The sequence below is a fragment of the Shewanella sp. 10N.286.52.E4 genome, from assembly GCF_041468785.1.
GTDB classification, from domain to species: Bacteria; Pseudomonadota; Gammaproteobacteria; order Enterobacterales; family Shewanellaceae; genus Shewanella; species Shewanella electrodiphila.
In genome coordinates this window covers 1-13,189 of sequence record NZ_JBFRJJ010000007.1, presented here as the reverse complement: position 1 = coordinate 13,189, position 13,189 = coordinate 1, and the positions used below count along the sequence as shown (strand labels likewise).

Here is a 13,189-nt window from a genome sequence, read left to right as displayed (position 1 = left end):
TTTGATTATCAAAGTATTTTGTTAACTTACCTTGGCTATCAAACTAAATCAATGTCGCAAGGCCATTTTTGAGCGAGAGTGACATAGTGACGTTACATCACAATTATCTTATTTACCGTAATTACGACTCTTGCAAAAGATACTGACAATCTTTACACTGCCGCTGTCTTTGGGGAGTAACTTGCCGCTCACATTATTGAGTCGGTTTGTTCGTCAACATAATTGATGCAAAATCATCATGGCGTTCAAGATTTTATTCCTAGCTCAATGATGGTTAATTGTCGTTGACTGAAAAATTTAGTGAGACCATAGACAATGATCACAACCCGAGGTGGGGAGTGAGCGTTGTCTTAGGTTAAACATAATCCCCACCTCTATAAGAGACCTTTTTGAGCGTTTTAGCCATATCCATAACGACCGTTGCTCTAGCAGAAATAGGAGATAAAACTCAGCTTTTATCGCTACTGCTTGCGAGTCGATACCGAAAACCAATCCCTATTATTGCTGCTATTTTTTTAGCGACCATAGCCAATCATGCATTAGCGGCTTACCTTGGTGTTGTGATCGCAGACTACTTAACCCCACAAGTATTAACTTGGGTGGTTAGCATCAGTTTTCTTGCTATGGCCGCTTGGGTGCTTATTCCTGACAAGCTCGATGATGACGAAAAAATTTCCAATCGTGGCCCCTTTGTCGCCAGCTTTATTGCATTCTTTATTGCTGAAATCGGTGATAAAACCCAAATTGCGACATCGATTTTAGGGGCGCAATATGCCGATGCATTATTGATGGTGATATTAGGGACGACGATCGGCATGCTGATTGCCAATGTTCCTGTGGTGCTCATCGGTAAGTTGTCGGCTGAAAAGTTACCTTTGACAGCGATAAGAAGAGTGACAGCGGGATTATTTTTATTGCTAGCGGTTGGAACAATACTTGTCTAGCACAGCTTGTTTAGTGCAGCTTGTTTAGTGCAGCTTATTTAGTGCAGCTTATTTAGTGCAGCTTGTTCACTAATAGCAGTTCACTGATGTTCGTTTAGCGCAGCTTGTTTAGTACAGCTTGTTCACTAATAGTTGTTCACTAATAGCTGTTCACTGATGTTCGTTTAGTGCAGCTTGTTTAGTACAGCTTGTTCACTAATAGTTGTTCACTAATAGTTGTTCACTAATGCTTGCTTAGTTGTATAGGTATACCAAGGTGGTTTACCTCTACGCGCCCGATGTTAAAAAGCTGGCGATTAAAGCTTGATAAAGTGAAGCTGTGGTCGCCAGTAAAATGTGGCTACCACAGCTTTTAAAGTCCTTTTAACTTCAAATCACTATTTATTTCCAAGTGCTACCGTTTTGTCACCTGAAAGCTTATACCGCTCGTGCAACTTGAGGTTGAGCTAACTCAGCTTTAACTGCACACACTTTAAACTCTGGGATTTTAGCTACAGGGTCAATCGCATTAATAGTGAGCTTGTTCGCTGCGGCTTCAGCAAAGTGGAACGGCAAAAATAGCACCCCAGCTTGAGCACGCTTAGTCACGAACGCTGCAATTTCCAACTCGCCACGTCGAGTCGACAGTTTTAACATATCGCCATTACTGACGCCCAATTGCTCAGCATCAAACACCGACATCATCACTCTTGGCGTGCCTAATATATCTAACCCTTGGGTTTTACGACTCAAAGTGCCTGTGTGGAACTGCTCCAATAAGCGCCCAGTAGATAACACTAATGGGTATTCATCACAGGTGGTTTCAGCAGGACTGCGGTGGGTGACTGCCGTAAACAAGCCTTTACCTTTAATAGGCGCAGTTTGATGTAATACTCTGGTGCCAGGGTGTTGCTGATTGGCACACGGCCACTGAATACCTTTGCTTGGTTTGCCTTGGTCATCATTATTGAGTCTGTCCCATGTGATCCCTTGATACTGCGGGGTCACTTGGTTTATCTCGTCAGTGATGGCTTGCTCGTTAGCGTAATCCCAATTAGCGCCCATTTTATTGGCAATAGCATGGATGATTTTCCAATCTTGCTTGGCAAGACCTGGTGGAGTTAATACAGGTTGTAAGCGTTGTACTCGGCGCTCAGTATTAGTGAAGTGGCCTAGTTTTTCAGCAAATGATGCTGCTGGTAAAACAATATCCGCTAACTGGGCAGTTTCGGTTAAGAAAATATCTTGCACCACTAAGAATGGGATTTTCTCTAAGGCTTCGAGTACGTGTGCTTGGTCGGGATCGCTAAGCACTGGGTTTTCACCCATCACATATAACGCATCCACTTGATCGTGACTGATCGCATGCATCACCTCAGTAGCCGTTAAACCGACATTAGGCGAAAGAGTCGTGTTCCAGTGTTGTTCAAATTTAGCTTGTACCGCTGGGTTATCCACTTTTTGATAGCCAGTGTAATATTGTGGCAACGCCCCCATATCACAAGCGCCTTGCACATTGCTTTGACCACGAAGTGGGTTAATACCAGCACCCGCTTTACCAATATTGCCACAGAGCATTTGCAAGTTAGCAATGGCAGTAACATTGTCATGGCCTGAAGTATGCTGGGTTATCCCCATGGCATAGTAAATAGCAGTTTTCTCTGCCGTACCGATTAATTTGGCCATTTTGGCAATGTTATCAGCGCTGATGCCACAGACTTTGGCTGCAGTTTCTAAGGTATATTCAGGGCGCATCACAGTATCGATAACAGCCTCAAAACCTTCTGTGTGCTGTGCAATATATGCTTTGTCATGCCAGTCGTTGCGAATTATCTCAGCCATAATCGCGTTGATTAAGGCCACATCACTGCCAGGCTTTTGCGCCACATAAAGCTCGGCTTCATCGGCAATCGACACGCGTTTAGGATCGGCGACCATTAAACGTGCACCGTGATGGCGGATCGCTTGTTTGATCTTCGAGGCAATAATCGGGTGAGCATTACAGGTGTCTGAACCCAAAATAAAGATTAAATCAGATTCTTTGATCCCAGGAATATCGCCTGTCATCGCGCCGCTACCTAGACTTTGTTGCAGCGCCGATACTGTGCTGGCGTGACATAAACGCGCACAATGATCGACGTTGTTAGTCCCTAATATGCTACGAACAAATTTTTGCAGTAAATAATTATCTTCATTAGTGGCTTTTGCAGAGGCTAAGGTGGCAATGGCATCGCCGCCTTTGTTGGCTTTTATTTGGGTTAACTTATCTGCAATCGTGTCGATGGCTTCATCCCAACTGCAAGGAATTAACTCACCATTTTTACGCATAAGCGGCGTGGTTAAGCGTTGTTCACTTTGAATAAAGTCATAGCCAAAACGACCTTTAACACACAGCATCCCCTCATTCACATCTGAATCATTGCTGCCTTCAACGTGGCAAATTTTGCCTGTTGTTGGCGACACACTGACATTAATGCGACAACCCACACCGCAATAAGTACAAATGGTTGAAGTGGTGTTTAACTCTTCAGTTGAGCCTTGGCGTTTATCGCGGGCATCAACTAATGCGCCTGTTGGACAAACTTGCACGCAGTTGCCACATTGAACACAATCACTGTCGGCCATGGTGACGTTAAAGCCAACTCTTGGCGCTTGGCGTTCAGTATCGTGACTGTTTGGTAAAGCTTGGAAGCTGTCTTGTTCAAACTTTATCGCATTATGACCGCTCTGCTGACCACAGATATCAACACACTTGCCGCAGCTAATACAGCGGTTGGTATCAAACTGAATAAACGGACTGGTTTTATCCACTGAAAATTGCTGCATCTTGTTGGTGTCGAGTGCTTTAGCATCAACATGATATTCAGTGGCATAGTCACGCAGCTTACAATCGGTATTGGCCTGACAAGCACACTCAAGACAACGAGCCGCTTCTTTCATCGCCTCAGTGTGCTCAAAGCCTTGTTCAACTTCATTGAAGTTAAGTTGGCGTTCGATAGCAGTGAGTTCAGCCATTTTATAGCGCGGTTCTGCTTGCGTATTTGGGTATAATTCAGCGCTTAAAGAATTGGTTTTTGCGGCTTTAGTCGCATTAAACTGCTGTGGAGTTAATTCACAACTTAAACCTTGGTGCAGCAACTTATCAATAGCAATCGCGGCCTTACGGCCATCACCAATTGCAGCAACAGCTGTGGCTGGGCCAGTGCGTGAGTCACCAATAACAAATAACTTTTCAACCCCCGCAGACATGGTGTGCTCACAACCAATAAAGGTATTCCAGCGGCTTAAAGCGATTTCGCCACTGGTTAGATAGCTGTCAGGGTGTTCTAAAAAGCTCATGTCTGGTGTTTGTGACACAGCTGCGATAACAGTATCAAACGCTTCAATAAAGGTTTCGCCACTGGCTTTTGGCGAGCGACGTCCTGAGCTGTCTGGCTCGCCTAATACCATTGTTGCAAGCTCTATCGCGTTAACTTGACCATTTTCATCGCTGATGTTTTTAACTGGGTTGGTCAAAAAGTGAAATTTAACCCCTTCAACTTCAGCTTCATGTACTTCATAGGGCTCTGCAGGCATAGCATCGCGAGTACGGCGATAGATTAAGGTGACATCATGGCCTGCTCGCACTGCGGTGCGCGCGCAATCAATCGCGGTATTACCGCCACCAATTACGGCAACTTTTTTACCCACGGCATAACTTTTATCAGTGCAGTAATCACGTAAATAATCAACGCCTAAATAACAGCCTTTGAGTTGGCTACCTGGGTAATTCATCGGTACCGCTTTTTGCGCGCCAATAGCTAAACAAACCGCATCAAAATCGTCAGTTAATTGCTTTAAGTGAACATCTTCGCCGAGGCGAGTATTAGTTTGAATGTTAAGGCCATTATCAGTCAGTAAGGCAATTTCTTTATCGAGTATATCTTTTGGTAAACGATACTCAGGAATGCCATAACGTAGCCAGCCGCCAGCCTGGGGCATAGACTCAATAATACTGACGTTATGGCCTTGGTTTGCTAAAAAGTAACCCGCACTTAAGCCCGCTGGGCCACTACCGATAATGGCTACTTTTTTGCCTGTATCGGGTTTGCGCTCAATTTGGTAGCTGTGTTCATCAGCTAAATCTAAGTCAGCTGCATGGCGTTTTAATTGGCGAATCGCCACGGGCTCATCGACTAATCCACGGCGACATTCAGCTTCACAAAAAGCAGGGCACACACGGCCAATAGATAACGGCAGTGGCAAGGTTTGTTTAATTACTTTTACCGCTTCGGTGTGATTACCTTGAGCGATATGAAATAGATAACTTTGAATATCAACGCCGGCAGGACAGGCTTGCTGACAGGGTGCTTCACAGTCAGCAAAATGATCAGACAAAATATGGGTTAACGCATTGCGTCGTAGCTCGCTTAATTCAGCCGTTTGGGTAGTGACTTGCATGTTTTCGGCAACGAGGGTTTTACAGGCTTTTACTTTACGACAGCTACCGTCATTATTTTTAATGTCGACCACACAAAGATCGCAATCTTGTTTATCAGGATTAGGGGCTGAACTTGCTTGGCTTGGGTCGCATAAGCTAGGAATGGTAATGCCAGCATCATGTGCAGCTTGGAGAAGATTCCTGTCACGATTAACCGACAAAGATTTGTCGTCTATTTTGAGTGTAATCATCTTGTAGGCCTTGTTTAATTTATCATTGGCTTTATTAGCCTTTTATTAGTACTACAAAATATACTGATTTAGTTCTGAACAGAATGAACCGAGATGGATGGAGTTTATTTTTGTAATTGGCTTCACATTCAAGTTTGTTATGTGCGCTAAAGCGATTAATAGAAATATCGTCGCTGACTTTGATCTCATTTTTGCCAAAACTTATAACTACAACGAATTATGAAGCGCTTTTAATCTTAAGTGGGCAGGTATAAATAGCAGATGAATTATCGGCTGAAATTATTTAAAGCGGTATGGGGATATTCTTATTAGAGGTTCATAAATAAGGTATTTCTAATCTGTATCACGTTCGAGATATATTTGTGATCAATTTATCTTTATTGTTGAATTTTTGTAACTTAATTCAATGTGACATATATACTTCAAAGGTTATCACTTTTAAAGGTAAGTTATATGTTGCGGTTATCTCTTCGAAATAAGCTTCTTGCGCTTTCTCTTATTCCATTAATTGTTATTCTCACCGTTGTGTTAGTGCTGTTTTATATTAGCGAACAGCAGTCTCTTAATAATGACATTAAAGATTTTCGACATGAGTTAGTGTTAGAACGCAAAAATCAGCTCAAAGAAGCTGTTGAAATAGCTCAAGGCGTTGTTGAGTACCAAATTAATTTAGGCCCACAAGGTAATGTGAATCAAGCTTTGAGAGATTTGCGCTTTGGTAGTGCGGGTTACTTTTTTATCTATGATGATGCAGGGGTCAATATTTTTCACCCGATGCAGCCACAGCTAGAAGGGCAGAATAAAATTGATATGGCCGACCCCAATGGCACTAAAATCATTGTTGGTTTGCTTAATGCTGCTAAATCGGGTGAAGGTAATTTTTCTTACTATTATCAAAAGCCAAATACCCAAGGGTTAACTGAAAAACTCGGTTATGCAGTAATGATCCCGAATACCAATTGGATGTTAGGTTCGGGCGCTTATATTGATGATATTGAAGGTGTGATAGAAAAATTTCAGGTATTACAACAAGAAGAGATGAACAAGAGTGTGATGTTCTTTTTGTTGATTACCTCAATATTAGGCGTGATAACCGCATCAGCCCTGGTGGTGATTGCACATCGAATGGTACAACCGATCCAAAATATGGCTAACTCACTGAATGACATTGCCAGCGGTGACGGGGATTTAACTCAACGTTTAGCGATCAATGGCCATGACGAAATTGCGCAATTGGGCATCGCATTTAATTTGTTTGTCGAAAAACTCCAAGCGATTATTACTGAAGTATCCGGCGCCACTGATGAAGTCAAAGGTGCGGCTAAAACTATTAACGATCAAACTGTGACGATTTCAAATCAGTTGTATAGCCATAACAGCGAAGTCGATCAAATCGTTACAGCGATTACTGAAATGTCAGCTACGGCAAATGACGTGGCGCAAAACACCAACAGTGTGGCTGAGGCAACAGATGTCGCATCTGACTTTGTCCTTAAAGCACAAGATTGTGTCGATATTTCATTAAATGAAGTCTCGCTGTTAATGAAGCAAATAGATGGCGCTGCAGAGAATATTAGTTCGCTGAGTGAGCAGTCTAAAAAAATTAATTCAGTGCTGACAGTTATTGGCGGCATTGCTGAGCAAACCAATTTACTGGCATTAAATGCAGCCATTGAAGCTGCAAGGGCAGGCGAGCAAGGTCGCGGCTTTGCAGTAGTTGCTGATGAGGTGCGTAGCTTAGCTAGTCGAACCCAAGCCAGTACCGTTGAGATTAATGAAATGCTATCTGAACTGCATAAGTTAGTCGGTCAAGCGGTTGATGCGATGGAGCAAAGCCAGAAAAGTGGTATACGTTCGGTGGATTCATCGAAAGCGATATCTGAAAGTTTAGGTGCTGTGACCTCATCGGTGACCAGTATTAACGACATGAGTACTCAGATTGCTACGGCCGCAACAGAGCAAAGCTCAGTGACTGAAGAAATTAATCGTAATATCACCTCGGTACAAGAGATCGTCAATGAGTTGCTATCATCGAGTCAGCAAGCAGCTGAGGTGAGTACTTCTGTGGCAAGTTCTGGTGATTATTTATCGACGTTAGTAAGTCAATTTAAGGTCTAAAAAAGGCTTAATGACAGGCTTAATGACAAGGTTATTATTAGGGCTAACTTAAACGTTAATTTAATCCCGCTCCATTAAGACGACTCACAATGTTGAGTCGTCTTTTTTGTGTCAGTAAATATCTACTATTGAGCGACTTTTAGAAGGTGATAAGCGTAAAGGCTAGGTTTCTTGTTAACCGATACTTACACAGTTGCTTATACCTCTACTTATAGCTGTCCTTATACTCGTATCTAAACCGATAGTTAGCACAGACCAATAAAGTGATAAAAAGTCACTAAAACGAGGGTGCTTGCCCCTAGGTTTAGCGCTTGCTATAGGTTAGAATACTCGGTTTGCAGCAATCTAAATTTCCATTAAAGTAGAAATAATCATGTTTGAAGTAAACCCAGTTAAATTCAAAATCAAGGAACTCGCTGACCGCACCGAACTTCTTCGGGGGTATCTTTGACTACGCTGCTAAGCAAGAGCGTTTAGAAGAAGTCACAAGAGAGCTTGAAAGTGCCGAAGTATGGAACGATCCAGATAACGCCCAAGCCTTAGGTAAAGAACGTTCATCATTAGAAGCTGTGGTGAAAACCATCGATGATATGGACAGTGGTCTTGAAGATATTGAAGGACTGGTTGAACTTGCCGTTGAAGAAGACGATGAAGAAACCTTTAATGATGCCAGCACTGAATTAGAAGATCTTGAGAAGCGTTTAGAGGAACTTGAGTTCCGTCGTATGTTCTCAGGCCCTCATGATGCAGCAAACTGTTATTTAGATATCCAATCAGGTTCTGGCGGCACCGAAGCGCAGGACTGGGCTAACATGATCCTACGTATGTATTTACGTTGGGGTGAAGCCCATGATTACAAACCTGAACTAATGGAAGTTACCGATGGTGATGTTGCCGGTATTAAAGGCGCAACCATCAAGTTTAATGGCGAATATGCTTTTGGTTCACTGCGCACAGAAACCGGTGTTCACCGTTTAGTGCGTAAGTCACCATTTGACTCGTCAGGTAAGCGTCATACTTCATTTTGCTCAGTGTTTGTGTATCCAGAAATTGATGACTCAATCGAGATTGATATCAATCCATCGGATTTACGTGTCGATACCTACCGCGCATCGGGTGCGGGTGGACAGCACGTCAACAAAACCGAATCTGCAATTCGTATTACCCATTTACCGACGAACACCGTCGTGCAGTGTCAAAATGACCGTTCGCAACATAAGAACCGTGACGCTGCAATGAAACAATTAAAAGCTAAACTGTTTGAGCTAGAAATGCTCAAACAAAATGCTGATAAGCAAGCCGCGGAAGACGCCAAATCAGATATTGGTTGGGGCAGCCAAATCCGCTCATACGTACTTGATGATGCCCGTATTAAAGATTTACGTACTGGTGTTGAAAACCGAAATACCCAAAGCGTCTTAGATGGCGATTTGGACAAGTTTATTGAAGCTAGCCTTAAATCTGGCCTTTAACGAGAGAAGAAGATGACTGAACAAACTCAAGACGAAAACAAGTTAATTGCAGAGCGCCGCGCGAAGTTAGACCACATCCGCGAAAACTGCCCAGCAAATGGTCACCCAAATAACTTCGATCGAAAACACAAGGCTGCCGATATTCAAGCTGAATACGGTCATCACACTAAAGAAGAACTCGAAGGCATGGACGTTCAGCGTTCAATCGCTGGTCGTGTTATGGCTAAACGTGGCCCGTTCTTAGTTATCCAAGACGTATCTGGTCGTATTCAAGCTTACGCTGGTAAAGATGTTCAAAAAGATTTAAAAGCGACGTTCCAAGGTTTAGACATTGGTGACATCGTAGGCGTGACTGGTAAGCTTCACCTTTCTGGTAAAGGCGACTTATACGTGAACATGGAGCAGTACCAATTGCTGACTAAAGCATTGCGTCCGCTACCAGAAAAATTCCACGGCCTAACAGACCAAGAAACTCGTTACCGTCAGCGTTATGTTGACTTAATCGTTAACGAAGAGTCACGTGAAGCCTTCATCATGCGTTCAAAAGTGGTTTCGGCTATCCGTAACTTCATGGTGAAGAAAGAGTTCATGGAAGTTGAAACCCCAATGATGCACAGCATCCCAGGTGGCGCTTCAGCTCGTCCATTCGAAACGCATCATAACGCGTTAGATATCGCAATGTACTTACGTATTGCACCAGAGCTTTACCTTAAGCGCTTAGTTGTTGGTGGTTTTGAGCGAGTATTCGAAATCAACCGTAACTTCCGTAACGAAGGTTTATCGCCACGTCATAACCCAGAATTCACTATGATGGAATTCTATATGGCGTATGCTGACTTCAACGATCTAATGGATCTAACTGAAGAAATGCTAAGCTCAATCGCCACTGAACTTTGTGGTTCACCACAACTTCCATACGGTGAGCACACTGTTGACTTTGGTGGCCCGTACGCGCGTTTAAGCATGTTAGATGCGATTAAGAAGTACAACCCAGACAACGAAACGATTCAGTCTATGACTTACGAAGAAGTTAAAGATGTTGAGTTCATGCGTAACCTTGCGAAAAGCATTGGCATGACTATCGAAAAATTCTGGACTTGTGGTCAACTACTTGAAGAAATCTTTGGTGAAACCGCTGAGACACAGTTAATGCAACCTACGTTCATTACCGGTTACCCAGCTGATATTTCACCACTTGCACGTCGTAACGACGACAACCACTTCATCACCGACCGTTTTGAGTTCTTCATTGGCGGCCGTGAAGTTGCAAATGGTTTCTCTGAGCTTAACGATGCAGAAGATCAAGACAACCGCTTTAAAGCGCAAGTTGATGCAAAAGATGCTGGTGATGACGAAGCGATGTTCTACGATGCAGACTACATCACTGCACTAGAGCACGGTTTACCACCAACAGCAGGTCAAGGTATTGGTATCGATCGTTTAGTGATGTTATTCACTAACACGCACACCATCCGTGACGTGATCTTGTTCCCAGCGATGCGCCCACAAGGGTAATTGTTGGTTAAGCCGTTGGCTTAACAATCACGATTAAAAAAACCAGCCTACTTGAAAAAGTGGCTGGTTTTTTGTTACTTAGCTTTTCTATTTTTGGTAAGTTTGTGCTTTCTAGAATCTACTGCTTTTTCCAACCAGTCAGGCTGTTTAAGTTGCTTAACAACCCAGTTAACAAAAGCTTGTGAGTATCTTGGGCGGTCTGTGAAGTCATACATGGATTTATTGTTTTTAATTTTATGTTTGTCAGTGATAGCAGTAAAATTATATGTACTGATAACAAGCAATCCATGAGTTTTGTTTATCTCAGCAATGGCCTCTGCTGTGTGATAAGGATGGGTTTTATCTAAGTCCTTTGGTTTGGTAATAACAATCGCTTGTTGACCATTTTCACCTGCGGACAAAACTAAATCAGCATCCCCAATCTTATTCGTTAATGCAAGCTGGTAGTCTACAGATATTGCAAACTCGTTAGTTGGACATTCTTTATTTAAGGCATCAAATTTTGCCAAGAATGTTACTACTTGCTTGTGAGTCAATTCTCCATAGCACTCTTTAATGACTGCCATCTCTGCTACTGGGCCATCTATGATAAGGCTAATCATCCCAACACTTTGACCTGAAATAGGTGAGTTGCCCATTTGGTTTTTATAGCGATTTTGGTAATGAAGAACGTTTGCTTGGAATAATCTAGATAGTTGAGGCTGTAATTCTGGGATTAATAAATGTGTTGCATCGTCCCTAAGTTCGATAAGTGTTCTTAGATTCTTTGTTAGTGGATCTTTTTCTTGTAAACGTTTGCTAATGGCTTGAGATATAGTAATGCTTCTTCCATTATTCTCAAAAACAGAATCATAGCCAAGAGCCTTTAATACTTCAGCTTTTATTAATAGTTCCCAAGAATTAACCATTAATATGGCGAATGATTCAACTCTATTTTTAAGACTGGGCCTGTTATAAAGTTCAATTGCCAGCGTAAAAGCTTCTCTACTTCTATCGACAAGGCTGTAATACATTTTGTCTTTCGCGCTTAATTCTTTGGCGTTAGCACTTTGAGACATGTGCCTTAAAAATTCATCATTAGATATTTCAAGGACACCTTTTGTTATCCATTGGCCACGCTTGCTTCCTTTAGATAAGAAAGTACCTTTAAGCTTTGAGCTGATGTATTTTCTAATACTGCCGATAGCCAAGCCTTCTACGGCGTTAAATGCCTCTAGAGTTGTAAATTCTTCTTTTTTATTCTCTTTATCACGAAGAAACTCTAAGAAGTTTTCCAAATTATACTTGTCCATTGGTATTCCCGAATTAATACGACTTTATGAATGTATGGGCCTATGGCTCAGTGAAAACTTAAATATTTTACTTTAACCTGAATCAATTGTTGATTGCATAAATAATAAATTTTATGCAATTAATTTATAAACTTACAGGATAATTGTTATGTGCGCTACTTAGCTTACTTTAATTAATACAACCCATGTTTGCCAAAGTCGTGGGTTTTCCACCCACACCCGAGCAAGAAGGGGATCAACAGCAATCCCCCTCTTGCATCTCCCTGTGCCGCTCCGGCGAAGTGTTGAACCTCATGCTATAGAGCGAATTAGCTACCGCCTCAGATTCGCCATCCATGGCTCAACTGAGGCTATGTCGGCGTCCTGCCTCCATCACGCAAATTAGCTCAACGCATTCGGACACTTCCAACGGAGATTATTGAGTCTGCGAGTTCATTTGTTGTTATAGGGCTCATTCTGTAAAGGTTTAAAACTGCTTTGGCTCTTATTTGAATGCTCCATTTGAATTGAGGTGAGCAAAAAAATTGCGTGAGTCTGGCCATGGATGGCCAGCTAGCTTTCGAGGGGAAGGGACGCCCCATCGTAAGCGTTAGTGATTTTTGCAGCTTACCGAAGCTGGCTACAAATGTCGTCAAAAGCTGGATGATTCTCCGTTGGAAATTTTGCTATTTAAATTTCGCCGGAGCGGCGAGGGTGATGCAAGAGGGAGTTGCCGTCCACTCCCTTTTGCTCGGGTGTGGGTGGAAAACCCACGACGTTAATCCAAACGAAGTTTTGATATGTAAATAAAGTCCTGCCTCCATCACGCAAATTAGCTCAACGGATTCGGACACTTCCAACGGAGTCTATTGTGCCCGTAGGTTCGTTTGGCTTAGTTAGGTTAAAAAGTAGAGATAATATAGCTTTGGGTGATTTTGGTACTTTTGCTCTTATCTGAATGTTCAATTTGAATTGAGGTAAGTAAGAAAATCGCGTGAGTCCAGACATGGATGTCTGGCTAGCTTTCGAGGGGAAGGGACGCCCCATCGTAAGCGTTAGCGATTTTTGCAGCTTACCGAAGCTGGCTACAAACGATGTTAAAAGCTGGATGATTCTCCGTTGGAAATTTTGCTGTTTAAATTTCGCCGGAGCTGCGGGGTGTTCTAAGAGGGAGTCGCAGTTCACTCCCTTTTAGTCTGGTGTGGGCGAAGCGCCACGA

General features: G+C 42.7%; 6 protein-coding genes. 4 read left to right on the top strand and 2 right to left on the bottom strand.

Annotated elements, in window-relative coordinates:
- The first annotated feature begins 389 nt into the window (after positions 1 to 389).
- Entirely contained in the window at positions 390 to 944 is a 555-nt protein-coding gene (locus AB4153_RS03885) for a TMEM165/GDT1 family protein (RefSeq protein ID WP_229371217.1), read from the top strand.
- Between the two features lie 417 nt (positions 945 to 1,361).
- Here AB4153_RS03885 and fdhF read toward each other — a convergent pair whose 3' ends face one another.
- Positions 1,362 to 5,594: a formate dehydrogenase subunit alpha gene (gene fdhF, locus AB4153_RS03880; RefSeq protein ID WP_371996450.1), complete on the bottom strand. Its 4,233-nt coding sequence runs from the start codon at positions 5,592 to 5,594 to the stop codon at positions 1,362 to 1,364.
- Between the two features lie 453 nt (positions 5,595 to 6,047).
- Between fdhF and AB4153_RS03875 the strand changes: the two genes are divergently transcribed.
- The 3 genes from AB4153_RS03875 (at position 6,048) to lysS (ending at position 10,699) form a co-directional block, all read left to right on the top strand.
- Positions 6,048 to 7,712: a methyl-accepting chemotaxis protein gene (locus AB4153_RS03875; protein WP_102529256.1), complete on the top strand. Its 1,665-nt coding sequence runs from the start codon at positions 6,048 to 6,050 to the stop codon at positions 7,710 to 7,712.
- A gap of 373 nt (positions 7,713 to 8,085) precedes the next feature.
- Positions 8,086 to 9,184 (top strand): peptide chain release factor 2 gene (prfB, locus tag AB4153_RS03870; protein WP_198589602.1). Its coding sequence is split into 2 segments (ribosomal slippage): positions 8,086 to 8,160 and positions 8,162 to 9,184, totalling 1,098 coding nucleotides; the frame shifts between segments, so codons are not numbered across the junction.
- Between the two features lie 12 nt (positions 9,185 to 9,196).
- A complete protein-coding gene (gene lysS / locus AB4153_RS03865) occupies positions 9,197 to 10,699 on the top strand; it encodes a lysine--tRNA ligase (RefSeq protein WP_371996449.1) in 1,503 nt (500 codons plus the stop codon).
- 74 nt (positions 10,700 to 10,773) lie between these two features.
- On the opposite strand, the gene AB4153_RS03860 is transcribed toward lysS, so the two are convergent.
- The gene (locus AB4153_RS03860; RefSeq protein ID WP_371996447.1) at positions 10,774 to 11,991 is read right to left on the bottom strand and encodes a DUF3644 domain-containing protein; all 1,218 of its coding nucleotides are present in this window, start codon (positions 11,989 to 11,991) and stop codon (positions 10,774 to 10,776) included.
- Positions 11,992 to 13,189 lie beyond the last annotated feature (1,198 nt).

Bases quoted from the DNA above. Each gene is read 5' to 3' on its own strand.
- AB4153_RS03860 (WP_371996447.1), bottom strand. From the start codon at position 11,991: ATGGACAAGTATAATTTGGAAAACTTCTTAGAGTTTCTTCGTGATAAA.
- fdhF (WP_371996450.1), bottom strand. From the start codon at position 5,594: ATGATTACACTCAAAATAGACGACAAATCTTTGTCGGTTAATCGTGAC.
- AB4153_RS03875 (WP_102529256.1), top strand. From the start codon at position 6,048: ATGTTGCGGTTATCTCTTCGAAATAAGCTTCTTGCGCTTTCTCTTATT.
- lysS (WP_371996449.1), top strand. From the start codon at position 9,197: ATGACTGAACAAACTCAAGACGAAAACAAGTTAATTGCAGAGCGCCGC.